Source organism: Flavobacterium melibiosi (assembly GCF_048158545.1).
In the GTDB taxonomy this organism is placed as follows: Bacteria; Bacteroidota; Bacteroidia; order Flavobacteriales; family Flavobacteriaceae; genus Flavobacterium; species Flavobacterium melibiosi.
The window spans coordinates 335,795-361,343 of record NZ_JBLNKU010000003.1; the positions used below are offsets into that span (position 1 = coordinate 335,795).

General features: G+C 32.5%; 26 protein-coding genes, 1 tRNA gene and 1 pseudogene. 14 read left to right on the top strand and 14 right to left on the bottom strand.

The features are described from left to right. Positions 1-12: 12 nt before the first annotated feature. Both ggt and ACM55F_RS05470 read right to left on the bottom strand, forming a co-directional pair. Positions 13-1,698 carry a gamma-glutamyltransferase gene (gene ggt / locus ACM55F_RS05465; RefSeq protein ID WP_416852736.1) on the bottom strand — a complete coding sequence of 562 codons (1,686 nt, stop codon included), beginning with the start codon at positions 1,696-1,698 and terminating at the stop codon, positions 13-15. Then, positions 1,695-2,279 (bottom strand): acyl carrier protein phosphodiesterase, encoded by a 585-nt coding sequence (locus tag ACM55F_RS05470; protein ID WP_416852737.1) that lies wholly within the window; start codon positions 2,277-2,279, stop codon positions 1,695-1,697. Before ACM55F_RS05470 ends, ggt begins: the two co-directional genes overlap by 4 nt. A gap of 272 nt (positions 2,280-2,551) precedes the next feature. On the opposite strand from ACM55F_RS05470, the gene glmM reads away from it, so the two are divergent. The 3 genes from glmM (at position 2,552) to ACM55F_RS05485 (ending at position 5,731) form a co-directional block, all read left to right on the top strand. Further along, the gene (gene glmM / locus ACM55F_RS05475; protein WP_416852738.1) at positions 2,552-3,940 is read left to right on the top strand and encodes a phosphoglucosamine mutase; all 1,389 of its coding nucleotides are present in this window, start codon (positions 2,552-2,554) and stop codon (positions 3,938-3,940) included. Between the two features lie 403 nt (positions 3,941-4,343). Beyond that, a complete protein-coding gene (locus ACM55F_RS05480; RefSeq protein WP_416852740.1) occupies positions 4,344-5,117 on the top strand; it encodes a zinc metalloprotease in 774 nt (257 codons plus the stop codon). Between the two features lie 32 nt (positions 5,118-5,149). Further along, complete coding sequence (locus ACM55F_RS05485; RefSeq protein ID WP_416852741.1) at positions 5,150-5,731, top strand: porin family protein; 582 nt, start codon at positions 5,150-5,152, stop codon at positions 5,729-5,731. Between the two features lie 360 nt (positions 5,732-6,091). Here the strand turns inward: ACM55F_RS05485 and ACM55F_RS05490 are convergent, their stop codons facing one another. Beyond that, positions 6,092-6,685, bottom strand: a complete 594-nt coding sequence (locus ACM55F_RS05490) for a hypothetical protein (RefSeq protein ID WP_416852742.1) — start codon at positions 6,683-6,685, stop codon at positions 6,092-6,094. 210 nt (positions 6,686-6,895) lie between these two features. On the opposite strand from ACM55F_RS05490, the gene ACM55F_RS05495 reads away from it, so the two are divergent. Continuing rightward, entirely contained in the window at positions 6,896-8,383 is a 1,488-nt protein-coding gene (locus tag ACM55F_RS05495) for an aminotransferase class V-fold PLP-dependent enzyme (protein WP_416852743.1), read from the top strand. A gap of 116 nt (positions 8,384-8,499) precedes the next feature. Here the strand turns inward: ACM55F_RS05495 and ACM55F_RS05500 are convergent, their stop codons facing one another. Further along, positions 8,500-9,369 (bottom strand): lysophospholipid acyltransferase family protein, encoded by an 870-nt coding sequence (locus ACM55F_RS05500; protein ID WP_416852744.1) that lies wholly within the window; start codon positions 9,367-9,369, stop codon positions 8,500-8,502. 115 nt (positions 9,370-9,484) lie between these two features. Here ACM55F_RS05500 and ACM55F_RS05505 point away from each other — a divergent pair, with 115 nt between their 5' ends. Both ACM55F_RS05505 and ACM55F_RS05510 read left to right on the top strand, forming a co-directional pair. Continuing rightward, positions 9,485-10,123 carry a rhomboid family intramembrane serine protease gene (locus tag ACM55F_RS05505; RefSeq protein ID WP_416852745.1) on the top strand — a complete coding sequence of 213 codons (639 nt, stop codon included), beginning with the start codon at positions 9,485-9,487 and terminating at the stop codon, positions 10,121-10,123. 50 nt (positions 10,124-10,173) lie between these two features. Beyond that, positions 10,174-10,863: an SIMPL domain-containing protein gene (locus tag ACM55F_RS05510; RefSeq protein WP_416852746.1), complete on the top strand. Its 690-nt coding sequence runs from the start codon at positions 10,174-10,176 to the stop codon at positions 10,861-10,863. Positions 10,864-11,004: 141 nt separating this feature from the next. Here the strand turns inward: ACM55F_RS05510 and ACM55F_RS05515 are convergent. The 6 genes and pseudogenes from ACM55F_RS05515 to ACM55F_RS05540 all read right to left on the bottom strand — a co-directional run bounded on the left by ACM55F_RS05515 (position 11,005) and on the right by ACM55F_RS05540 (position 14,049). Then, positions 11,005-11,085, bottom strand: a tRNA-Tyr gene (locus tag ACM55F_RS05515). 173 nt (positions 11,086-11,258) lie between these two features. After that, positions 11,259-11,645 (bottom strand): annotated as a pseudogene (locus ACM55F_RS05520) (TlpA family protein disulfide reductase); the annotation flags it as partial. 18 nt (positions 11,646-11,663) lie between these two features. Then, on the bottom strand, positions 11,664-12,425 hold the full coding sequence (locus tag ACM55F_RS05525; protein ID WP_416852747.1) for a DUF4369 domain-containing protein: 762 nt from the start codon (positions 12,423-12,425) through the stop codon (positions 11,664-11,666). Positions 12,426-12,758: 333 nt separating this feature from the next. Continuing rightward, positions 12,759-13,010, bottom strand: coding sequence for a hypothetical protein (locus tag ACM55F_RS05530; protein ID WP_416852749.1), 252 nt, complete (start codon positions 13,008-13,010; stop codon positions 12,759-12,761). 176 nt (positions 13,011-13,186) lie between these two features. Beyond that, entirely contained in the window at positions 13,187-13,627 is a 441-nt protein-coding gene (locus ACM55F_RS05535) for a KTSC domain-containing protein (protein WP_416852750.1), read from the bottom strand. A 176-nt stretch (positions 13,628-13,803) separates the two neighbouring features. Beyond that, positions 13,804-14,049, bottom strand: a complete 246-nt coding sequence (locus ACM55F_RS05540; RefSeq protein WP_035672083.1) for a hypothetical protein — start codon at positions 14,047-14,049, stop codon at positions 13,804-13,806. A gap of 91 nt (positions 14,050-14,140) precedes the next feature. Here ACM55F_RS05540 and ACM55F_RS05545 point away from each other — a divergent pair, with 91 nt between their 5' ends. Beyond that, positions 14,141-14,686, top strand: a complete 546-nt coding sequence (locus tag ACM55F_RS05545; RefSeq protein WP_416852751.1) for a hypothetical protein — start codon at positions 14,141-14,143, stop codon at positions 14,684-14,686. Here ACM55F_RS05545 and ACM55F_RS05550 read toward each other — a convergent pair. Together ACM55F_RS05550 and ACM55F_RS05555 are read right to left on the bottom strand one after the other, a co-directional pair. Beyond that, the gene (locus tag ACM55F_RS05550) at positions 14,683-15,078 is read right to left on the bottom strand and encodes a response regulator (protein ID WP_416852752.1); all 396 of its coding nucleotides are present in this window, start codon (positions 15,076-15,078) and stop codon (positions 14,683-14,685) included. The genes ACM55F_RS05545 and ACM55F_RS05550 overlap by 4 nt on opposite strands. Further along, positions 15,075-17,915, bottom strand: a complete 2,841-nt coding sequence (locus ACM55F_RS05555; protein WP_416852753.1) for a PAS domain S-box protein — start codon at positions 17,913-17,915, stop codon at positions 15,075-15,077. The genes ACM55F_RS05550 and ACM55F_RS05555 overlap by 4 nt, the downstream gene beginning before the upstream one ends. 369 nt (positions 17,916-18,284) lie before the next feature. Between ACM55F_RS05555 and ACM55F_RS05560 the strand changes: the two genes are divergently transcribed. From ACM55F_RS05560 to ACM55F_RS05585, 6 genes are all read left to right on the top strand, one after another. Continuing rightward, positions 18,285-18,437, top strand: coding sequence for a hypothetical protein (locus ACM55F_RS05560; RefSeq protein WP_416852754.1), 153 nt, complete (start codon positions 18,285-18,287; stop codon positions 18,435-18,437). An 11-nt stretch (positions 18,438-18,448) separates the two neighbouring features. Next, a complete protein-coding gene (locus ACM55F_RS05565; RefSeq protein WP_416852755.1) occupies positions 18,449-18,691 on the top strand; it encodes a hypothetical protein in 243 nt (80 codons plus the stop codon). 18 nt (positions 18,692-18,709) lie between these two features. Beyond that, a complete protein-coding gene (locus ACM55F_RS05570) occupies positions 18,710-19,093 on the top strand; it encodes a YchJ family protein (RefSeq protein ID WP_416852756.1) in 384 nt (127 codons plus the stop codon). Between the two features lie 108 nt (positions 19,094-19,201). Then, the gene (locus ACM55F_RS05575; protein ID WP_416852757.1) at positions 19,202-20,320 is read left to right on the top strand and encodes a vWA domain-containing protein; all 1,119 of its coding nucleotides are present in this window, start codon (positions 19,202-19,204) and stop codon (positions 20,318-20,320) included. Between the two features lie 41 nt (positions 20,321-20,361). Continuing rightward, the gene (locus tag ACM55F_RS05580; RefSeq protein WP_416852758.1) at positions 20,362-21,825 is read left to right on the top strand and encodes an AAA family ATPase; all 1,464 of its coding nucleotides are present in this window, start codon (positions 20,362-20,364) and stop codon (positions 21,823-21,825) included. A 215-nt stretch (positions 21,826-22,040) separates the two neighbouring features. After that, positions 22,041-22,634, top strand: a complete 594-nt coding sequence (locus ACM55F_RS05585) for a 2OG-Fe(II) oxygenase (RefSeq protein WP_416852759.1) — start codon at positions 22,041-22,043, stop codon at positions 22,632-22,634. 3 nt (positions 22,635-22,637) lie between these two features. Here ACM55F_RS05585 and ACM55F_RS05590 read toward each other — a convergent pair whose 3' ends face one another. Continuing rightward, a complete protein-coding gene (locus ACM55F_RS05590; RefSeq protein WP_416852760.1) occupies positions 22,638-23,198 on the bottom strand; it encodes a 2'-5' RNA ligase family protein in 561 nt (186 codons plus the stop codon). 200 nt (positions 23,199-23,398) lie between these two features. Between ACM55F_RS05590 and ACM55F_RS05595 the strand changes: the two genes are divergently transcribed. Beyond that, a complete protein-coding gene (locus tag ACM55F_RS05595) occupies positions 23,399-24,253 on the top strand; it encodes an EamA/RhaT family transporter (protein ID WP_416852761.1) in 855 nt (284 codons plus the stop codon). A gap of 87 nt (positions 24,254-24,340) precedes the next feature. On the opposite strand, the gene ACM55F_RS05600 is transcribed toward ACM55F_RS05595, so the two are convergent. Further along, positions 24,341-25,483 (bottom strand): saccharopine dehydrogenase family protein, encoded by a 1,143-nt coding sequence (locus ACM55F_RS05600; protein WP_416852762.1) that lies wholly within the window; start codon positions 25,481-25,483, stop codon positions 24,341-24,343. Positions 25,484-25,549 lie beyond the last annotated feature (66 nt).

The following is a 25,549-nucleotide window of genomic DNA, read 5'->3' on the forward strand; positions in this document are numbered from 1 at the left end:
GAATATTAAAATTTAAAAACCAACGGCTTTATTATCACCTCTTTTGTCTGCGCCACCTTCCAATTTTCCATTGGGTAAAATCAAAACAGCATCAACTTCACCAATTATTTCTTTGTTTTTTTCATTGATGATGTATCCTTTTTTCTTCAAATTGGTTAATAATTCTTTATCGAATGAATTAGGTTCAAAAGTAATTTCATCGGGTAACCATTGATGATGAAAACGAGGAGCATTTACCGCTTCTTGCATGCTCATATCAAATTCATACACATTTAAAATCGTTTGTAAAACTGATGTGATAATGGTGGAACCTCCCGGCGTACCTACAACCATGAAAAGTTTATTGTCTTTCTCTACAATCGTTGGTGTCATGGAACTCAACATTCTTTTTCCGGGAGCAATGCTGTTAGCTTCACTTCCAGTCAATCCGTATAAATTTGGAACTCCCGGTTTGGCACTGAAATCATCCATTTGATTATTCAAAAAGAAACCTAATTCATCACAATATATTTTAGAACCATAATTGTCATTTAAAGTGGTCGTTGCCGAAACTGCATTTCCTTTTGAATCTACAATAGAATAATGCGTAGTTTGGTTACTTTCATATCCTTTGATTGCTCCATGAGCAATATCAGAGGATTTAGAAGCTTTATCGAATGAAAAATTACTCATTCTTTTTTCTAAATAGGATGGATTTAGTAATTCTTTTATAGGGAGTTTTACAAAATCTGGATCACCTAAAAAGTAATTCCTGTCGGCATAGGCTCTTCGTTCTGCTTCTGTAATTACTTGAATTGTTTTTACGCTGTTGTGTCCCATTTGTGAAAGGTTGAAAGGCTCAATCATTTTCATGATTTGATTCAAACAAATTCCACCACTGCTTGGTGGAGACATCGAAGTAATTTTTAAATTTTTATACTGAAAAGTAATTGGAGTTCTCCATTTGGCATTATAACTGTTCAAATCTTCTAATGTTGCATTTCCGCCTTTTTTAGCAAGAAAAGTAACTAACTTTTGAGCCGTTTCTCCTTTGTAAAACTCATCACGACCGTTTAAGGCAATTCGTTTTAATGTTGATGCCAAAGCAGTATATTTGATCGTGTCATTTTCTTTATATGCTTTAGAAAACAAACTATTCTTACCATTACTTTTTATAAAGGAAGCTCTGTAATAAGCCAAACTTTCGGCTTGAAATTTAGTGACAATAACGCCTCTTTCGGCTAAGGCAATTACTGGTTTCAGAATTTCACTTATGGGGAAAGAACCATATTTTTTGTGTACTTCAAATATTCCTGCAATGGTACCCGGAATTCCGGAAGCCAAAGCGGTTTCCCTACTTTTTCCTTCTATTACATTTCCTTTTGCGTCTAGAAACATATCTTTAGATGCTGCCAAAGGTGCTTTTTCTCTGTAATCGATAGCTCCCGTTTCGCCATTGGCTTTTCTGAAAACCATGAAACCACCACCACCAATATTTCCAGCCTGTGGATGTGAAACTGCCAAAGCCAGTTCCGTGGCAACCATGGCATCAAAAGCATTTCCGCCTTTTTTCATGATTTCAACTCCTATTTGCGAAGCTTCTTCACGAGCTGAAACTACCATAGCTTTTGAAGTTACTAAACCAGTTGGTTCAACAGTTTTTTCATTCGATTTGCAACCTAAAACTGCAAAGGCAAGTAGAAAAAGTATTTTTTTCATAAAGTAATTATTTTAGTATTCGAAAATAGGATTAATTCTTGAAAGAAATCGGTGAATTCATCTTCAAATTCTGGATAAAATTCGGAAAGTTCATTAGTAGCAAATCGCATTTTAGATTCGTTTTTGGTACGTTGATCCATTTGCGTCAAAATTCGATTAATTCCTTCGACTGTTTGATAACTAACCAGCCAATTGTGTTCAATCATGTAGGGCATCATTCCTTTGGTTCTTTCCGAAAGAATGATATGGTTATCCTGTAAAGATTGGTAAAAGCGTGCTACAAAAAGGTTAAGTTTTTCATCAGAATATTTATTCCAGTTTTTAGCTAAAAAATGATCATAAAAAACATCAACAATTACACCCGCGTAGTGATGGTATTTTTCATGCAGTTTTTTGGTGCTTTGTCTAAAAATGGGATGTGCATCGGTAAAAGTGTCAATGGCACGATGCAGAATGATACCTTTTTGAATTTCTAAAGGATAACTTTCAAAATGTTTTCCACGAATTCCATCGGCCATGAAATTGCCAATTTTGATTAAATCATTGTCACCGGAAAGATAGATGTGGGCTAGGAAATTCATTGGGATTTTAGATTGAAGATTAACGATTTTTGATTTTTGATTTGAAATCAAGTCTGAAGATGTTTGTGTCTGTCTTCGTTTGATAAAGATATAAAAAAACACCAAACCTTTTATTGAAACAATTAGCAACTCAAAATCCAATTCCTTTTTGCAATTTACTTTTTAATAAAGACAGAAACTTTTTTATATTTGTCATCATAAAAAAAATCAAGATATAAATTGCAAATGGAAATCTGCAATCAAAAATCGTTAATCAAAAATCATAATTCATAATGACTCTAATAAAATCAATATCAGGAATTCGTGGAACAATAGGAGGTAAAGTTGGTGATAATCTTACACCGGTTGATGCGGTAAAATTTGCTTCAGCGTATGGAACTTGGTTGAAAAAATATATTGGAAAAGAAAAAATCACTGTTGTTGTAGGTCGTGACGCCCGTATTTCGGGACCAATGATTCACAATTTGGTGGTAAATACTTTAATTGGTTTAGGAATTGACGTGATTGATTTGGGTCTTTCGACAACGCCAACTGTTGAAGTTGCTGTTCCGTTAGAAAAAGCCGAAGGTGGAATTATCCTTACCGCTTCTCACAATCCAAAACAATGGAATGCCTTGAAATTATTGAATGAAAAAGGAGAATTCCTGAATGGTGCAGAAGGGTTAAAAATTCTTGAAATTGCGGAAGCAGAAGCTTTCGATTTCTCGGATGTGGATGATTTAGGCGCCATTATGATTAACGATGCGTACATGGATATTCATATTGATGAAGTATTGAATTTGCCTTTGGTAGATGTTGATGCTGTAAAAGCAGCTAAATTTAAAGTGGTTGTTGATGGTGTAAATTCTTCGGGTGGAATTATTATCCCAAGGTTACTGGAATTAATGGGCGTTGAAGTAGTAGAATTATATTGTGAACCAAACGGACATTTTCCTCATAATCCAGAACCTTTAAAAGAACATTTGACTGATATTTCAGAATTGGTAGTAAAAGAAAAAGCTGATTTAGGGATTGTTGTTGATCCTGATGTGGATCGTTTGGCTTTCATTTGCGAAGACGGAGAAATGTTTGGTGAAGAATACACTTTGGTGGCTTGCGCCGATTATGTTTTGAGTAAAACACCAGGAAACACTGTTTCGAATATGTCATCTTCCCGTGCGTTGCGTGATGTAACTAATATGCATAACGGAAGCTATGAAGCCAGTGCGGTAGGTGAGGTGAATGTAGTGGAATTGATGAAGAAGAATAATGCCGTAATTGGTGGCGAAGGAAACGGAGGAATCATTTATCCGGAACTGCATTACGGACGTGATAGTTTGGTGGGAGTGGCGCTATTTTTAACGCATTTGGCCAACAAAAAAATGACAGTTTCTGCTTTGCGCGCTTCGTATCCGGAATATTACATGAGCAAAAACAAAATTGAATTGACGCCACAAATTGATGTGGATGCGATTCTTGTTGCCATGACGGAGAAATACAAAAATGAAGATATTACAACCATTGACGGTGTAAAAATTGACTTTGCTGAAAATTGGGTTCACCTGAGAAAATCAAATACAGAGCCAATCATTCGTATTTATACCGAAGCGGCTTCTCAAGAAAAAGCAGATGCTTTGGCATTACGAATCATTGATGAAATAAAAGCGGTGGCTGGAATTTAAGACCACGATTTTTTATATTAAAGAACCCTTTCAAAATAGAATTTGAAAGGGTTTTGTTTTATCAAACTTGATTACTTATTGAAAATGAATTAACAGGATTCATTCAATAAAAGAATAGTTGTTTCGTGCTTATTTCTAAATGATTTTTAGTCAGTAGATTAGAGATTATTTGTTTAAAAATTCCTTCATAAGCATACTAATTCCTTTAAATTGAAGTTTGACTAGTAATGAAAATTAATAATTTTCTAAATACTTTTTGGGATTTAAATCCAATAAGCGCCTTTTTTCGTAAATCAATTACGGGTGTTTAGTTGCATTGTGTTGTCAAAAAAGTGATAGCGTTAGCCGATGAAATTATTTGAGTTTTAAACTGAAGAATGAATTAATAATAAACAATAAAAATTTGAAAAAAATAATTACAATGCTAACAGTTGGGTTTGTCCTATTTGTATCCTGTTCAAAAGAAGATGATCCCATAGATAACTCAGTTGCAGTAAATCCTAATACGAATAAACAGCAAACAGGAAGTTCTTCTAACGATTTATTATCTGATAAAAAGTTCAAGAGCATGGTGATTGAAGTAGTGTATGTAGCCGGTTTTGAACCAAGCAGTACTGCTATCAATAATTTTGTAAACTTTCTTACAGCAAGAACATACAAACCAAATGGCATAAATGTTATAAAACGTTCTATACCATCACCAGGAATTTCGCCTTATACCAATGAGGAGATTGTAAGTATTGAAGATGCTAACAGAACAAAATACAACACTTCTGATGAGATAGCTGTTTGGGCATTTTTTGCAGATGGGAAATCTTCAAAAGACACTGATACATCAGTTATTCTTGGAACGGCTTACAGAAATACTTCTTTTGTTATTTTCGAACAAACTATTCAAGGTTTAAGCGACAGTCCATTTGAACCCAACAGAAGTTTATTAGAAACAACAGTAATTACCCATGAATTTGGACATATATTAGGATTGACGAACCTTGGTACAGCATTACAAAGCAATCACGAAGATAGCACCCATCCCAAACATTGCAATGTAGAAAGTTGCCTAATGTATTGGTCATCTGAAAGTGGAAAGGGAATTGCAAATATGGTTTCCGGAGGTTCAGCTCCACAATTAGATGACCAATGTATTACAGACCTTCGGGCAAATGGAGGAAAATAAAAGTATAATTTGAATAATCAAAAACAAAAAAGATGAAAATAAAACAGATAACAATAGCTTTATTCCTTGGTGTAATAACAACAATGAATGCACAAGACAATACTATTCCTAAATCGAATGTAGGGATAAAAGGAGGTTATAATTTAGCAGCCGTAAGTTTTGACGGTGATGGAGAAACTGAACAACGACACGGTTTTCATATAGGAGTTTATGGCGAATCTTTTATTAGCGAAAGCTTTTCTATTCAACCTGAATTAATGTATTCACAGCAAGGATACAAAATAACAAATAGCAGTGGGACTTTTACCCAAAAATTAGATTATATAAACTTGCCATTAATGCTTAAAGCCTATCCTTCTAAAAATTTCTTTTTGGAAGCGGGTCCACAAATTGGACTGGCTATTTCGCATAAAGAAGAATATGATGGACTTTTTAGTGGTTCACAAGAGTATGATCCTAATAATTTTGATTGGGGAATGAATTTTGGAGGAGGATTTAAAACGGATTCCGGTATCAGTTTAGGTGTGCGTTATCATTTAGGTTTAGGAGATTTATATGATGACGGGAAAGCAAAAAACAGAGTTTGGCAATTCTCATTAGGGTTTGATTTATAAACTTGATAATACAATAAAAAGCGTAAGTTATATAGTCCCCTATTTTTTACTTACTAATGCGAATCAAGGGTTGGAATGTGCCGTTAGGAACTAAATATAGGTAGAAAACATGAATTGGAACAAATTTAGCGTGCCGTAGGTACGCAACATTTATCGTTTTGTTGCCTACCTACGGCACGCTAACGAATTTTAAACCTAATTACTACCTATATTTAGTGCCTAACGGCACAAAAAAAGACTTTAAACCCTCGTCATTAATAACCCTTTCAGAGCATAATACTTTGAAAGGGTTTTGTTTTTGAAATGTATTTTTTAGAAAACTTTTATAATGTATGGTTTACCCAGATTTTCAGTACTGTTTTATGCTTCGGACTCTATTTTGGGAATGTGTTTTATACTCGCTAAATAGAATTCGATGTTAATTTTTAATTTATTGATACGAGAATAATCATTTCCATTAAAAATGATGTAAAGTACGGTAAGAGCAGAAATTATGTAAATAACCACACCTGATGTTGCGAAAAGATTGAAGGATATTATAGTGATAACAATACAAAATAAGAGTCCAAATATCTTTAATGAATTTTCAGGATTCGATTGGGCAGTATTAATTTCAATAATTTTAGGTAATTGGCTTAATAATGAATAAATATCGGGTTCACAAATTTCATTTTTTTTCAAATCAGCAATCAAATCTTCAACAGTTTTTATTTTCTTGTTTTTAGAATAGAGGTAAGGGAATATCTCATTGATAAAATTTTGATTTCTTAAATCTTGAATGTTTCCAATCAACATTTTTACTTCATTGGGTAAATCTTTTCTGATAGCAATTTCCTTTTTTAAAGCACTAAAGGATATTGTTGTCAAAGAATCAACATTTTTATAAATATATTGCGTTAATTCTTCTTCAGAGAAGGAATGTAATTTTTCTTCTAGAATGATACTGTCATCCATGATAAAATGTGGTATTAATTTATAAATGAGATAAATATTTCTATATCATTTACAAAAGTATTTCCTTTGTTTGGCATTACTTTACGGGAAACCTCAATGGGGGTGAAAATCATTAAAAATTCATAAAAAAATAAATGCTCTAAGAAATAACAAACTGGCAAATTCTCAATTTCATAAAATAATAATATCTTTGATTCAAATTAAATTGCAATGACTACAATCGAAAAGCCAACACAATTAGAGCAATACTTTCAGCAGTTTCGCGATAACATAATAGGAATTAACCAAGAGTTTCAATCACCTTACGGACAAAAACAAATTATTTATACGGATTGGACAGCCAGTGGTCGTTTGTATCGTCCTATTGAAGAAAAATTAATGAATCAATTTGGTCCTTTTGTGGCCAATACGCATACAGAAACAACGGTTTCGGGAACTGCAATGACTAAAGCGTATCATCAGGCACGACATATTATCAAGCATCATGTAAATGCCAGTGCTGACGATGTTTTGATTACTGATGGAACAGGAATGACAGGTGTTGTCAATAAATTTCAACGAATTTTGGGCTTAAAAGTACCTGAAAACTTAAAAAATTTCATCACTATTCCAGCCGAAAAGAAACCAATTGTTTTTATTTCGCACATGGAACACCATTCCAATCAAACGTCTTGGTTAGAAACTATTGCTGATGTTGAAGTTATTCCTTCTTCAGAAGACGGATTGTTCAGCATAGAAAATCTTGAATTGTTATTGGAAAAATATAAAGAACGACCTTTTAAAATAGCTTCTATCACATCTTGTTCGAATGTTACAGGAATCAGAACTCCATATCATGAAGTGGCAAAAATAATGCATCAAAACAACGGACTTTGTTTCGTGGATTTTGCTTGTTCAGGACCTTACGTGAAAATTGATATGCATCCTGAAGATGCTGAAAGTTATTTGGACGCCATTTTCTTTTCGCCACATAAATTCCTTGGCGGACCTGGAACTTGTGGTGTTTTGGTTTTTAATAAAAAATTATATCAAAATTTGGTTCCCGATAATCCGGGTGGAGGAACAGTAAGTTGGACGAATCCTTGGGGAGAACACAAATACATCGATAATATCGAAGATAGGGAAGATGGTGGTACTCCGGGGTTTCTTCAGGTAATAAAAACCGCATTGGCTATTCAGTTGAAAGAGCAAATGGGAATTGAAAATATCTTAAAAAGAGAGCACGAAATAGTAGATTATATTTTCTTTGAATTAGGAAATGTTTCCAATATAAAAATCCTTGCAGGACAGCATCAGGATAGGTTAGGGGTGATTTCTTTTTTTGTTGAAGATTTACATTTTAACTTGGGCGTGAAATTATTGAATGATAAATTCGGAATTCAAACTCGTGGCGGTTGCAGTTGTGCTGGAACCTATGGACACTTTTTATTGCACGTAGACCAGGAAACATCCCATAAATTAATTGACGAAATTACGCTGGGGGATTTAATCAGAAAACCAGGCTGGATTAGAATGTCTATTCATCCTACAACTACAAATGCTGAAATTGAATTTGTTTGTAACGGAATTAAAGCATTGGCTGAAAATCATAAAACTTGGGCTTTGGATTATAATTATAATTCGGCTACGAATGAGTTTGTTAATAAGAACGTACAACCTTTAGAAGATGAAATGGTAAAAAACTGGTTTTCTTTATAAAAGTTGAGGTTTTAAAAGAATTAAAACAAAAATCACTTATCATAAACGCTATTGTTTATGATAAGTGATTTTTGTTTTTTTACTGAACACTGTGACTAAGTACTATTAACGGATCACTATCTTCTGTGTTTCCATCTTTTATGGGTCCAGAAATAATATTCAGGAGCTTCAAGAATTTGTTTTTCTACTTCTCGTAAAAATGTGTTGGTGATTTCAAAATCAGGAATAGATTTAGGGTTATCAGTAATAGGTACAAAAGTAGCTTCGTAAAAACCTCTTTTTACTTTTTTTACTTTTACAAAAAGAACATTCAAATCGTGTTTTTTGGCAAGCATTTCGGCACCGGTATGAACGGGAACTTCAACGCCCATGAATTTATCCCAATGAAAGGCTCTATTTAATTTTGGAGATTGATCACTGGCAAGTCCGTACATACTAAGAATCCCATTTTTTTGATTTTCTGCCATCAACGGAATTGCCTTTTTAGTTTCCACTAATTCAGCATTATATTTGGATCGGATATCTCGTATTAGTTTATCAAAGTATTTATTAGCAATTTTTTTATAAACACCAATTCCTTTAAATTTTGTCTTTTCGTTAATAGACAATAACCACTCCCAACTCGCGTAATGAGAGGCTAATAAAACAGCACTTTTTCCTTTTTTTTCATATTCTTTTACCAATTCAATATTGGTAACCACAAATCTTTTATTCATCTCATCCGCTGAAATTGTCATGGTTTTTATCATTTCTAAAAACATATCACAGAGATGATGATAGGATTTCTTTTCGATTACAAGACGCTCTTCGGCACTAAGATGAGGTAATGCTAAAGCTAAATTTTCCTTTACAGTTTTTTTGCGATAGCCAATGATATAATAAACAATTAAATAGATGAAATCAGAAAACCAATAGAAAACCCTGAATGGAAGAATGGAAATAATCCATAAAAACGGAAAGGTTAAGATAAAAACAAGAAATTGCATGCCGTTATTTTTCTTGCAAATATAAGTCAAAAATGTAGACTGATATAAATTTTGACCGCTTACTGTATCGGTATTTGAGAATGACTATCTTTACATTTCACAATAAATAGACTTTATGAATACCGTTTTAATAGCAATAATTGTAGTAAATGTTTTAATTAGTTACAAAGGGTTTAATGACCTTTCTTTTTTTAGAAAATATGAATTCCATGTTGGAAGTATTCGAGCAGGGGAACATATAAGAATGGTGTCTTCGGGTTTTCTTCATGCTGATATGACCCATTTGATTTTCAATATGCTGACTCTTTATTTTTTTGCACCTGTAGTAATTAGTTATTTAGGCGATTTTTCGTTTGGATTGGTTTATTTTGGAAGTTTAGTTTTTGGAAGCTTATTGACTATGGTTTTCCATAAGAATCAATATAATTACAGAGCGGTTGGCGCATCGGGAGCAGTAACAGGAGTTTTGTATTCGGCAATATTATTGCAGCCAAATATGATGTTGGGAATCTTTTTTATCATCCCAATGCCAGCTTATATTTTTGGAATCCTTTATTTATTGTATTCTATTTATGGTATGAAAGCCAAGAATGATAATATTGGCCACACAGCCCATTTTGGAGGTGCTGTTGGCGGTTATTTGATTACACTGATCAAAGAACCTCAATTGTTAGTAGATCACACTTTAATGGTTATATTACTAGCAATTCCAATAGTTATTCTTTTTGTGATGGAAAAAATGGGAAAATTATAATGGCATAACTTTTGAAAAGAAATTAGTACAAACAATTAAATTATATAAAAATGAAAAAAGCACTATTGATTCTGTCTGTTCTATTTATTTCGATGTCTTATGGACAAGAAGTTAAGCAAGTTCCTCAAATAAATGTAAGCGGAGAAGGAAAAGTAAAGGTTATTCCGGATCAAGCAACTATAGCGGTAACTGTTGAAACAAAAGGGAATAATGCTAAAGATGTAAAAAAACAAAATGATGAAAAGATAGAGGCTGTTTTAAAGTTTATTAAAAAAATGAACTTGGAACCGGCAGATTATAAAACACAACGTGTTTCATTGAATCCTCAATATGATTATGAAAAAAAGAAACACAGTTATAATGCTACTCAAACAATTGAAATTCTATTGAGAGATTTGTCTAAGTATGATGAATTGATGGAAGGGTTAGTGGACCAAGGAATTAATAGAATTGATGCGGTAACATTCCAATCTTCAAAATTAGCGCAGTATCAATCTGAGGCTAGAAAATTAGCGATGAAAGATGCAAAATTGAAAGCAGAAGATTATGTTTCCGTTTTAGGACAAAAAGTAGGGCGCGCCATGACCATATCTGATAATTCACAAACGTATTATCCGCAGCCAATGTATGCAGCAATGAAAACAATGGAAATGAGTGATGCTAGTGCTCCAAGACAAACGTTAGCAGTAGGAGAAATCAATATTACGGCTAATGTGACAGTGAGTTTTATTTTAGAATAAAGAAGCTAAAAATTATATTTAAAAATCCCATCTCAAAAAAAAAATGAGATGGGATTTTTTTTTGAATAAACTAAAATACGAAAAGATGAAAGTATCAATTAGGGTAAATAAAAAAACTCTTCAATTGCTTGAAGAGTTTTGTGGGGAGAGCAGGATTCGAACCTGCGAAGTTTACACAGCAGATTTACAGTCTGCCCTCGTTGGCCGCTTGAGTATCTCCCCAAGACTCAATAAGCAATGCTTATCGTGCTAACCGGGTGCAAATATATAAACTGTTTTGAAGTTTCCAAACTATATTTAAACTTAATTTTAGTATTATTTTTAAAGTATTGGTATTGAATAAAATAAAAAAATCTCCACTAGGGAGATTTTTTGTTTTATTCAATTCAAGCGACTTATTTTGCTAAAAGCTCTAAAATTTTGGCTCTTAATTCATCACCTCTTAAATCTTGTGCGACTACATTTCCTGAAGCATCAAGAATAAAAGTAGCAGGAATTGATTCTACTTTATATTGCGCAGCTATAGGTTCGTCCCAAAATTTCAAATTTGAAACATGATACCATGTTAATTTGTCTTTTGCAATAGCTTCTTTCCAAGCCTTAGCATCTTTATCTAAAGATACGCCAATAATGTTAAGTCCTTTAGCATGTAACTCTTTGTAAATAGCTACTACATTTGGATTTTCCTTGCGACAAGGACCACACCAAGAAGCCCAAAAATCAACTATTGTAACTTTTCCTAAACATTCCTTCAAAGAAATTACTTTCCCTTCAGGATTAGGACCTGAAAAATCGGCTCTTCATTTTGCTTCAGCTGCTGGAGCTGGAGCAGCTCCTACAGTTGGTGATTTCATTTCAGCAAGTTTAGCTTTAATGGCTTTACCTGGTTTTGTGTTTTTTAATGATTCCTCTAAACTATTGTATAATTTTTCAGATTTTGCAACATCAGCAGTTGGGTCATTAAGCATTCCTTGGATGATTAAAGCAGAAATAAATGATTTTGGGTGTGTTTCAGCATAAGCTACATATTTAGCTTTTGAAGCAGTTCCAACTTCTTCCTGAATTTTTGAAAACTCTTTCATCAATCCATTGATAACAACAGTATCTTTGGTTTGTTGAGCAGTATTCATCGCTTGCATATTTTTAGTCTGGAAATCGATTAATTTCTTTTGAACCTTAGTGATTTCCTCATTGAATGTAACGTATTCGTCATTATTGTAAGTTCCAGAAACCTTAGATTTTGGAATACTGTCTTTATTGATTGCAATTGCAATTTCGCCTGTTTCTAATATAAAAGGTATCTTAGCTTGTGCACCTTCAAGTTGTAAAGTATGGAAAGAAGGTTCAGTTACTTTTCCTTTAATTTCAAATTTACCATTTTCAACTTTTACAGTATCGATAGCAATTAATCCCATTCCATTTTCATTCTGTGTTTCCAGGATTATTGTTTTACCATTTTCAATTCCTGTTGCAGTCCCTGAAATGATGTATTCATCTTTGCCAACTTTGCTACAAGAAATTAAAACAACAGTAGCCGAAAGTAATAAAATTATTTTTTTCATTATTAATTAGTTAATTAAGTTAAGTGTGCAAAAGTATTTAAAATTATAAATTATAAATAATTTTGCAACCTAAATTTTTGTTATAATTTTTCATTCTTAATTAGGTGTTGTACTATGTTTAATTTAAACCCATTTTATTGAATAGTTTGAATAGGTTATGTTGATTTATTGAATAAGTGGTTTTTTAAAAAGGAAGGAATTATTTTTTGAAAGTAAATAGGATTTAATTCATGTATGAATTTTTTTTAGTTGCTGTAGTATATAATATGAAAACTGTATGTAATGATTGAATTAAAGCCGGAATTTTTTAAAAGTAAAATTTTAAATATTTCACTAAGATTTCGTTTCTTTTTTTAAAGGATTGTATTTCAGTTCACATTTAACAATATCAGATTCAGCATGCTCCAGCTCATTTGTGGTTATTTTAATGTCTAAATTTATTCTCCTTAACTCTTTGTGTAAAATAGAACAAATAGGGTCAGATTTTAGATTATTATCTATTTTAGATTTTTGCTGTTCCAGAATATCAAGTGTTTCTTTTGCCTTACTATATTGTGATTTGTATAAAACGCAAGGATCTGTCATGATAGGTAATTTGAAGTTTTTTTAACAATTGCTAAAATACTAAAAACAAGTTTGTAACACAATAAAAATTTAGTTATTGTGCTGTGATTTGTAAGAAAAAAACACCTAGTAATTGATTTAAAATAAAAAAGCACCCTTATAAAGGATGCTTAAGTTTTATTTCTCTTTTAAAAAAATTAATCTTGATTGATTGTTTTTCTCCATGTAAAAGAATTAAGGATATGTCTTTTTGCAAATCTTCCAGGAGAATCAGCATTTACCATTTTTACGTAAGTTGCTTTAGGAACACTTATGTATTCGTAAACGCTTCCGTTTGAAAAATTGATAATCAATCTACCTTCAACGAATTTGTAATCTGAAATTGTAGCAGTTGCTATTGTTTCAGTATATTCAGGTAAGTTTTGTTTAAGAGTTTCAGGATTGATGCTTACCAAAAAGTGGTACGCTTCAATAATTTTTTTACTGTTTTCCTCTGCAGCTTTTAATCCTTCATCATCTCCTTGAAATTTGTCAGGATGCGCTTCTTTCATCGCATTACGATAAATCGTTTTTAATTCTTTAAGCTCAGCAGTTTTGTCTACATTGAGTAGTTTGCGGTATTCAACTATTTTTTTCATAAATAAGGTAACTACTTGTCTTTTACAATAAAATCAATATAATTTGATTTCAAAATCGACAAATTTTTTGCAAAGGTACACTTTTTTTTAAATTTTTAGTTTGCGACAAAAAAATATTCAAAAAAAAAAGAGTTTGAATTCTCATTTTTTTGTTAAAAAAGAAATGTGATAGTATACTATTGTTGTGGTTTATTATTGGCTTTATCGAAATTTTTAGACTTTTTTGGATATTTATTATAACTGATATCGCTTGGATTTTCAATTATTGATTTTATTGTAATCCAATCACCAACAGTATGTTTTTGGGCCATTTTATAGTCTAAAAGGTATTCACCACAAAAAAAGTTGTTATTTTCATCCTTTTCCATAATTCCGGTGTAAACACCTTTTTGTAACATTCTTTCTTCAGAAGCTTTGGTCATAATCAATTTATTTATAATAATTCTAGTTGGCAAAGTTAATCAAATATTACTTGTCTTGCTATGTTTTAGACTTTCTGATTACCTTTGTTTAATGGAAAAAATATTTCGTCCCAACCCCAATTCCTTTAAAAATACATTTTGCGTCTTTCAGGAAGAGTCTTTAGATAGCATAAATGGATTAGAACTTCAGTATGACAGTAAATCCGGAAGTAAGTATTATTATACAACAGCAGGAATGTATCGTTTGTCGAATCATTGGGGGCGATTGGCCAATAGTAAATGGCGTTTGGAACCATTGGACCCCGAAATCGAGTCTAAAACAAAATTGGGTTTTGCCCCTTGGACTAATTTCTACCCTGATAATGCAGTTGAGGAATTGTATTATTTAGAAGCAAATTATATAAAAAATACAGTCAATTACCAACATAAAAATAATCCGAAATATGACAATAAAGCCATACTACGGACGAGTTTTGAAACTACAAAGCGAATCAAGCAAATCAGGAATTTACTTAACTTGACTTCATGGGCTAAGTATTTTGATTATGACGATTTGGATGTTTTGCGCCAACAAATAATAAATGAACTTATTTTTACCAATAAAACCTTAGAAGAAATAAAGAGAGAAATAGTTTAATCGTTTGAAGCAATCAATATTAAATCATCGGTTGTGATTGGTTTTGATAAATAACCTAATATATCAGGATATGTTTTTGATTTATTTTTATCTTCAACAGCAATAGACGAACTTACGATATAAATCATAATTTGTTTATTTATTTGAGATTTCAATAATCCCATTTCTTCCATGAATTCCCAGCCATCCATAATAGGCATGTTAATGTCTAATAAAATTATATCAGGAAGCAATTCATTGTTTTTTAATGAATTATGTATGGCGTCAATAGCATCTTTTCCGTTTTTGAAAGAGGAAATTGCTGAAAATATTTCAGATCTTTGAATGATTTTGTTAACGATGATTTGGTAAATAGCATCATCGTCTACTACCCAGATTACTTTTTTTGTCATTGAATATAAATTTTAAATGTAGTCCCTATATTAGGTTCACTTTCCACCGTTATATTTCCACCCATGGCATCAATTTGATTTTTTGTTATAAATAGCCCAATTCCTTTTGAATCTACATTGTTAGTGAATGTTTTGTACATTCCGAAAATCTTATCTGCATTTCTCACAAGGTCAATCCCAACTCCGTTATCAGAAATTTGAAGTACCTTCATATCATTTTCTATAGACCATTTGATTACTATAGTGGGTTTACGTTCCGGATGACAGTATCGAATAGAGTTAGAAATAATATTGTAAAGAATACTCTCCAAATAAGCTGGATTGTAATTTATGATTACATCCTTTGGCATGATTGTAGAAATCGAAACCTCTTTGGAGATTATTTGTTCATTAAGTACATTTTGGACTGTATCAATATATTGTTGCAAATTTAAAGGTTCAGAGACTAAACCTATATTAGTTCTGATGTTTATTACTTCATTCAGATGCAGCATCGTTTCATTGAGTGAATTGGAGACAGATTTTAATAATTGAATCATTTGATCTCTTTCTTCCTCTGATTCAGAAGATTCAATTAAAGACATAATCGATGCAATATTACTGGTATGGGATCTTAAATTATGGGAAACTATATAAGAGAAATTAAGGAGTCTTTTATTTTGTTCAGTGACTAAATTGAATGAATTGTTCAAATCTTCTTCTGCTTCTTTAGTTTTAGTAATGTCAATCATGATACCACGCAAACTTACTGCTTTACCATTTTCAAAAACAATATTCACAATATCTCTTAGCCAAACAACTGTTCCGTTTTTAGCAACCATTCGATATTCAAAATCATGATTTAAATTGGCGTCAGTTTGGAACTTACAATAATTTTGAACCCATTCTTTGTCATCAGCATAGATATGATCTGCCCAAAAAGTATGATTTGCCAACCATTCCTCTGGGGTATAGCCTAATATGGATTCTACTTTTTTACTGATGAAAGAAAAACTAAAGCTTTCTACATCACATTCCCAAACGATTCCGTCTATGGTATTAATTAGCGATTCTACCCTTTGTTTTGTATCGAATATAATTTTTTCGGTGGCTCTGCGCTGTGTAATGTCCTCTGTAGAGACAATAATACGTTCGAATGTTTTTTTATAGCCTCGAATTACATTCCATCTTAAATTAACATCTCGATATTCTCCTTCAGCATTTTTTATCCTGGAATCTATAATAAATTGTTTTTTACCTTGAGTAATTGCGATTAAATGTTTAATAAAATCATCTGTAGATCTGAAATCCAGTAGATTAGATTTGGTATTGATTAATTCTTCTTTGGTTTTGACTTTATAAAGTTTAAGACAGGCATTATTGACATTAATTAATTTAACTAGTGAATTACATTTAGTAACTACATCTGGGTTGCTGTAAAAGTAGTTAGAAACTATTTCTATGTTTTCATCGATTAGATTTAAGTCTTGAAGGTATTTTTTAATTTCCGAAAAATCTTCTTCTCTTAAAGGTAGCGGTGAATCATCAAATAGACTTTTAAATCGCGTTTCTGTTTTTTTAATTAGTTCTTCAGCTTCTTTTTTTAACGAAATGTCTTCGACAATTGCAATGTGAGAGGTTACCTTTTCATTTATTTTCCAAAGTGGAGAAACTGTAAGATTTATCCATATAATAGTACCGGATTTTGTTAAATATCTTTTTTCTAAAGAATAGGATCTAATTTCTCCCTTTCTTAGTTTTTCTAAATTCATTAAATCTTCTTCTAAATCATCTGGGTGAGTAACGGATTGAAAATTTTTCTCTTTCATTTCGTGATGTGAATATCCTAATAGGTCACAATATTGTTTATTAATCTCAATAAAGTTACCGGAAAAGGAATCTATATAAGCGATTCCTACAGCTGCCTGATCAAAAATGGCTTCAAATTTTATCTCTGAATTCAACAGTTTTGTTGCTTGTGTATTTACCAAAGACTGTAGTTCTTTAGGGATTTTTAATAAGGTGTATATCAAAACGCCAAAAAGGGCCGCTAAAATGAATCCTATAATTGCTGGAATTAAAATTTGAGAATAAAGATAATTTTGGTGCTTGGATATCAGGTGTAATTTCCAGTCACTATCTTGTATTGTTGTAGCTATATTATAGTTTTTTGAAAAATCAGTTTTGTTGGGCAAGTAGAAAATTTCTTTTTGCTCTTCAGCGATATATTTTGAAAACTGGAAGTAATATTTTGAATCCTCTGTGTTTTTGATTCCTGAAGATTTTAAAAAGGTTTCTAATTTAATAACAACAGCTGAAAATCCCCAAAACTTATTATTCCTAAAAACGGGAAATCTACCTACAATTCCCATTCCGCCTTGCTTTAATTTTAACGGACCCGCAAAATACATCTTTTGCGTTTCAACGGATTTTAAAGCTTCTTTTTTGAGATGAGGCGAAGTTAAAAGGTCTAAATTCATCGCTGGTTCATTGCCTTCCATTGGATAAATATACTTTATCACCCCATTTGGAACTAATTGAACAGCACTAATACTGGAATTTGATTCCATCAGTTTTTTGCCTACATAATCAAAATTTTCAGGAACGCCTTTGTCATTGATTGTTAGCGCTAATGTTAAGGTAGTTGTGTAACAGTTTTTAAGTGATTGTTCGATGTTTTGATGAACAACATGAAGGATATTATTCATTTCTCGCTGCTCATCTTCTTTTATGAGACGATACTGTTGGGAGACAATAAAACTGGCAATATAGCTTAGTAATAGGAACGTAAAGAACCCTGTTGTTTTTGGTCTGTTTAAGAACCAACTGATAAATTTAGGGTGTTTTTTGTTATGCATTTGTGCGGTTTGGAAGGATTGAGAAAACTCAATTTTTTATTAAATAAATGTATATAAAAATAATATAACAGCATAATATTTTAGAATTATAGTTAAATTATTAATTTTTAGCCTGTTAAAATGTTTTATATGATTAATCATATTCATTGTAACCTCAAAAATTATATTAAAACTAAAATTTGTAAAAAAAAGTATAAAAACTTGTTTAAAAAATAGAAATAATCAGGATAAATACCAGTGAGAATTAAATCGACTATTTTTAAAATGTTAAACTCTCCAATTAAAAACAATTTGAATTTGAATAAATAACCCGAACTTTGCAGGAGTTCTCAAATGAGATAGTTGATTTGATGATTTAAAAAAAATGACATGGGTAGAAATAACGAAAGAAATATAAAAAAACATAACGATAAATTGCATAAAGCGCAGGATAAAGTAAAACAAGCTGAAATGCTGCGAAAGGAAAAATTGAAGCAAATTGTAAAGAAGTTTAATGAAAACAAACCTTTAGATAATAATTAAAACGAAGCACCATGGAAAAAAATAAATTTAGCGAAGTAAAAAATGGTGTTCAGGAAATAATTGATTTTATTGCTGAAAAAAATGCCAGAGAAGCCAACAATAAATTAGTTGAAGTTAGTGAGGAACTGGATGAATTGCTTGACTTTGCCGAAGAAGATGAAGATTTAATAGAAATTAGTAAGTATCAAGTATTATTGAATCAATTGCATCAAAAAATTATTGGTCTTGACGGACAAGTAACCGATATAATTTAAATTTTTTGCTATTATAAAATGATTGAAAAAAAATGCTATTGCTGTTCCCAAGAAATTTTTCAGGACTGTTGTGCCCCCCTTATTAAAGGTTTTAAAAAAGCCACAACAGCTGAAGCCTTAATGCGTTCGAGATACTCAGCTTATGTGACACATGAAGCCGATTATTTATTGGCAACAACACATGTTTCTGAGAGAAAATACAATTCAAAATCCGAAATTCTAAATTGGGCAACCAGTAATCAATGGCTTCAATTAGAAATTATAAAGACCACTGAGAATAAGGTGGAATTTAAAGCCTATTTCTTAGATAGCAAACTTCAAAAACAAATTCATCACGAACTTTCTACTTTCAAACTCGAAAATGGAAGTTGGTTTTACGTTGATGGAAAATTTTTTAATTAGCTTCTTTTTGGGATTAAGCACTTCCTTTTTATGGTTTCAATGTTTTTAACTAAAAATTAATAAACGTTTGTCTAGACTACATTTTAAAATGATGTAATTTTAAAGTCTATGAAAAATGACAATAAAAAAGGATTTTATTTCAAGCAATACGAAGCCCCATTTCAGTCTCCGTTTGATAAGCTCTTTGGTATTTTCAAAGAATTAATCGTACATACTTCAGGAGATTTTGATGAAGCAATTGACTGGTTGCGAGAATTAGACAAAGAATATAAACTCACCGATGAACAGTATACCATTGATGATTTTATTGAAGATTTAAAGAAAAAAGGCTACATCCGCGATGAACTCAAAGACGATGGAACTTCAGGAATTGGAATTACCGCCAAGACAGAACGTGCCATTCGTCAACAAGCTTTAGACAATATTTTTGGTAATTTAAAACGTTCTGGAAGTGGCAATCACAAAACCAAACATTCCGGAAACGGAGACGAACACACGGGTGAATTTCGGGAATTTCATTTTGGTGACGGACTGGAACGAATTTCTTTGACCGAAAGTTTACGTAACGCCCAAATTAATAATGGAGTAGCAGATTTTATGTTGACCGAAAATGATTTGGTTGTCGAAGAAACGCAGTACAAATCCCAAATGAGTACGGTTTTAATGATTGACATCAGTCACAGTATGATTTTATACGGCGAAGACCGAATCACGCCTGCCAAAAAAGTGGCCATGGCTCTTGCTGAATTGATTACTACACGTTACCCAAAAGATACTTTAGATATTCTGGTTTTTGGGAATGATGCTTGGACCATTGCAATTCGGGATTTACCGTATTTAAAAGTGGGGCCTTTTCATACCAATACAGTTGCCGGTTTACAACTTGCTATGGATATCCTGCGTCGTAAACGAAATACCAACAAACAAATTTTCATGATTACCGATGGAAAGCCGAGTTGTGTTCGGGAGAAAGACGGTTCTTATTATATGAACAGTAATGGACTCGACGAATATATTGTTGATAAATGCTACAACCAGGCGCAACAAGCTCGAAAATTACACATTCCAATAACTACTTTTATGATTGCCAGTGATCCGTATTTACAAAAATTTGTAAATCGGTTTACCGAAGCCAATCAAGGAAAAGCATTTTACACCGGATTGAAAGGTTTGGGCGAAATGATTTTTGAAGATTATGAAACGAATCGTAAGAAGAGAATAAAATAAAGGATTAGAGAAAAAAACAAGACGAAAGACAATTTACACATATGAAAATAGAAAATATAAAAACACTAGGAGAATTAAAAAAATCAGGTTACGAAAGCAAAAGCATTAAAGATGAGTTGCGTTCTAATCTTAGAGAAAAAATTAAATCGGGAAAGCCAACTTTTGAAGGCGTTCACGGTTTTGAAAATACCGTAATTCCAGAATTGGAACGAGCGATTTTATCTAGACATAATATTAATTTATTAGGTCTTCGTGGTCAAGCCAAAACGAGACTTGCACGTAAAATGATTGAATTGCTGGATGAATATATTCCGTTTGTGACTGGTTCGGAAATTAATGATGATCCGTTGCAACCGATTTCACGTTTTGCCAAAGATATAATTGAAATCAAGGGTGATGAAACTCCAATTTCATGGCTACACAGAAGCGACCGTTTCTTCGAAAAACTGGCCACGCCAGATGTTACTGTTGCAGATTTAATAGGAGATGTAGATCCAATAAAAGCAGCCAATTTAAAACTGTCCTATGCAGATGATCGCGTGATACATTTTGGGATGATTCCAAGAGCGAATCGTTGTATTTTCGTTATCAACGAATTACCTGATTTACAGGCCAGAATTCAAGTAGCGTTGTTTAATATTTTACAAGAAGGCGATATTCAAATTCGTGGTTTTAAGTTGAGAATGCCACTCGATATGCAATTTGTTTTTACTGCAAATCCGGAGGATTATACCAATCGTGGTAGTATTGTAACGCCATTAAAAGACAGAATTGGTTCTCAAATCTTGACGCATTATCCGGAAACTATTAAAATTGCCAGAACCATTACAGAACAGGAAGCAAAATTGGATACAGCACAAAGCGATATGGTTTACGTACCTTCGTTAGCGAGGGATTTATTGGAACAAATCAGTTTTGAAGCAAGAGAAAGTGAATACATTGATAATAAAAGTGGAGTAAGTGCAAGATTGAGTATTACCGCTCTTGAAAATTTATTAAGTACAGCGGAAAGAAGAGCATTGAAGTCCGGAGAAGACAAAACAACCTTACGGTTATCTGATTTTATGGGAATTATTCCAGCCATTACTGGAAAAGTCGAATTGGTTTACGAAGGAGAGCAGGAGGGAGCTGCCGCTGTAGCGCAACATTTATTAGGAGACGCCATCCATACTTTCTTTCCGGCTTATTTTCCAAAAATTGAGAAATTAGAAAAACAAGACGAAAAAACGCCTTATACAGATATCATCGAATGGTTTTTTGCTGAAAGTGGTTTTGAATTATTAGACGATTGTTCTGATGAAGAATATGAAAGAATCTTGGGAAGTATTGTTCCGCTGGAAGTTTTAATCAAGAAATACCAACCACAACTGGAAAAAGAAGATAAATTTTTCATGAAAGAATTTATTCTTTGGGGATTGGTAGAATACAAAAAACTAAGCAAAGACCGCTTCTCTGAAGGCTATCAGTTCAAGGATATTTACGGTAGCTTTATCAGTAAATTATAAATAACATACTATTTATTAAACCATAAAAGACATTTAAGGAATTATAAGTTTCTTAAATGCCTTATATGGTTAAAATCACGTTTTCTTTTTGACTTTTTAATTTTAAAGGGGAAGATTTTGTGTTATAATTTTTTATTTATTTCATAATGAGACGCTAACAGTTTTATTTAGTCTACCTTGTCACGTTGGCAGTATTTGCAGTCAATAAAAAAGACATGGAAAATAGCTTTGAGGATTTAATTGCCTCTTATATTGAAAATAAAGTTGGGATATCGGAACATTTTTTGAGTGCCGACTTGGCTAATAATTTAAAACAAAATTTGCTTACTTTGAATCAGGACAGCCTATTGATGGCTGCAGGAATTGGGAATTCTGAGAAACTTTCTTATGATGGTGCAATACGAAGTGATTCTATTTATTGGCTTGACAAAAAACACAACAATGCATTCGAAAATGAATTCTTTGCTCAAATAGAAGCATTTATTCTTTATCTGAACCAAAGTTGTTATGCCGGAATAACAGGTTATGAATTTCATTATTCCTTGTATGAATCGGGGGACTTTTATTTGAAACATTTGGATCAGTTCAAGAATAATCCAAGCCGAAAATACTCCATGATTAGTTATTTAAACAGCAATTGGCAAGAAAGTGACGGTGGCGAATTGCTCATTCATCAATTGGATAATAATCAGAAAATTTCGCCTACTCAGGGTAAAACTGTTTTCTTCAAGAGTGATGAATTAGTTCATGAAGTTTTGGTTACCCAAAATACCAGAATGAGTATTACAGGATGGTTGAAAAGTGATTAATTTCTAAAAAAGAGTTCCTTGTATGCCCTCTGGTTGTGAATTGTTATTGAATTTAAAGGTGTCGGTTACAATAAACTGTTTTATATTATCATCAAATTTTCGCAAAACAATACTATCACACAAAAAAGATATGTCTATTGCTGTAAATAAAGCTTTAGCTCTTTCAAGATTTTCCGGAGTTAATCTTCGTGCAATTGAAAGATGTGGATCATTACTTTTTTTCATATTTTGAATATGAAGTGATTCCTGAATTCGTTTCATTATGGGTTTCAAAATACTTTTGGAATCTTTATGGGGCGAAATAAAAAAGGCGCCATTTGGATAGCAACTGAATTCATTTAAACATACTTTGACTGGATGTAAAATATCACAAAATCGATCCAGTTGATTTTTAATAATTTCAATTTGTTTATCAGTGGCCTTAAATTCACAAATGGTAATATGGCCAATTGAATTTTTACTGTGAAACCAGCCTACTTCCTTGGCCAATTGTTCTTTCATCGATTTAACCAATGAAATAATAGCTTCCGAAGGGTATATCGCAACAGAATAATCCTTTTCCATAATTTTAATGATTTATGCTTTATGCAAAAGTAAAGAAATAGGTATTGTCACCTTCTGTACATTATAAAAATTTAGGTATTACATTCCTTTAATCCAGAATGTTTTTTGGAGAGGATATCATTTTCTTAAAAAAGCTTTTCTTTAATAAAACAGCGATATAGAAAACATAAAATAGTAATTTTACAGCCAAAATATTGTCTATGTTGTTTCTTATCCTAAGTATTATATGCAGTGTAACTGTTGGTGTGCTTTTTAAATTTTCACGCAATTATAATGTAAGCAATACACAAATTGTAGCTTCAAACTATATATTTGCTCTTGTACTTTGTTATTTGTTCTTCAGTCCAGATCTTAATGCTGTGGGAACTTCGGCACCTTGGGGTATTTATATAACGATAGGTTTTTTGTTACCGTCTATATTTCTTTTTCTGGCTGCATCCATAAAACACATGGGTATTGTAAAAACCGATGCTGCTCAACGACTTTCTTTGTTCATACCTATTTTGGCAGCTTGGCTACTCTTCAAAGAAGATTTTAATATGTTAAAAATTACCGCGCTTTTGGTAGGATTTCCAGCATTATTGCTCATTCTCGCTAAGCCCTCCCAAAACAGGGAAAATAAATGGGTTTATCCTTTAACAGTTTTACTTGGCTTTGGACTAATAGACATACTTTTTAAACAAATTGCCCTTTATACAAGTTTGCCCTATACAACCTCATTATTTGTTGTCTTTGGGATAGCGCTGGTAATTATGGTTGTAGCTGTTATTTATGAACTGACAATCAGTAAAGGATCATTAAACATTAAAAACATTTTTTTTGGCGGTTTGGTTGGGATTTTCAATTTTGGAAATATTCTTTTCTATCTGAAAGCACATAAAGAATTTGCTCAAAATCCCTCAACTGTTTTTGCAGGGATGAATATGGGCGTAATTATTATTGGAAGCCTTGTTGGTATTTTTATTTTTAAGGAAAAATTAACCAAAAAGAATTTTATAGGTCTTTTTTTGGCTTTGATAGCAATAATTTTAATTGTGCTCTCGCAAACAATTTAAAGGAAACCAAATCAATCTCAATTCCGCTTGATTAGCTAATTCTATTTCTAAATTTTGAATGCAGCTGTACACATTGGTTTGTAACATTTATAATTTACCGTAAACAGATGTTATATAATTCCCATTTAAAAATTGTATCGGATCAATTTGGCTTTGCAACACAACTCCGCTATGCGTTGTTTCGAGTAATAGTTGTGCTGCTTGTGCTAGTGGCGCTGCGGTAGTTGTTTGGATAGCTCTCAATTGATGTTTACCCACTTTTTGAGGAAATATGCATTTTGCAATCTCTCGTCTGCGCAAAATTCCCGTTGCATCTTTGCCTTCTACGGCAGCATACAAAATAATTTTGTCGTCTTCAATATGAGGGATTACGGCTTCCATTTTTTCTTGTAAGCCTTTAATTGCGTCAGGTGTATTTCCTAAATTAATAAGTTGCTCTTGTATCCAAGCATAATGCCCGGGATGCCGTAAAGTTTTGTAGTCAAGTGAGCAAACTTTTCCTAATAATGCATCGGGTAAATCTGCTGCACCTCCTGAAGTAAGATCTTCTTCGTAAGTTATCCCATCAATAATAATAGTTGCTCTTTCTGATAAAGATGGTAGGGTTGTTTTTATAAAGTTTCTAAGTACAATGGTATCTTCCAGATATTCGGTAGCCACACCCACCGGACTCCAAGTAAATCCGTAAAAATGTGGTGCAACTGCATGATTGGTCAGTGCTCCAACTTTAAATTCCAGATTATCTACTTTATCTACTTCAAAGTCTATACAAAACTGTTGAAAAAGACCATTGGCGAGTAAATCTATATAACCCGGAGCTAAACCCGTTTGAAGTACAAAACCTGTTTTGGCATCTTTTGCCAAAGCTATTATCTCTTCCGTTTCTGCTACATATTCCGTTAGATTGGCGTAATGTAGATTAAAATCTTTGGCAAACTGTGCTATTCTTGGTGCTTGGCTACCCGGTAGGCAGTCTAGAATGATATCTCCTTGACGTAAAATTACTCTCATTTCATCCGTCAGGCCTTTTTCAGTAAGATGAAAGTCTTGAATAAATCCCGATTTCGTTGTTCCTTCTTGAATCCAATGGGCTACTTTTTTTGCTTTTGAATGGGTTCTGTCACCAATAAAAAGAGTAGGAGTTACTTCGCTCCATTCCATCAGTAACAAACCAACAGCTTCCGCAATTCCACCGGCTCCGGCAATAATAATAGTATGATGCTTTTTCATGTATTAAAGGTACTATTTTTTCTTGATTAAGTGTTTGAGGTAGTAAGTAATTTGATCGTTATGAAA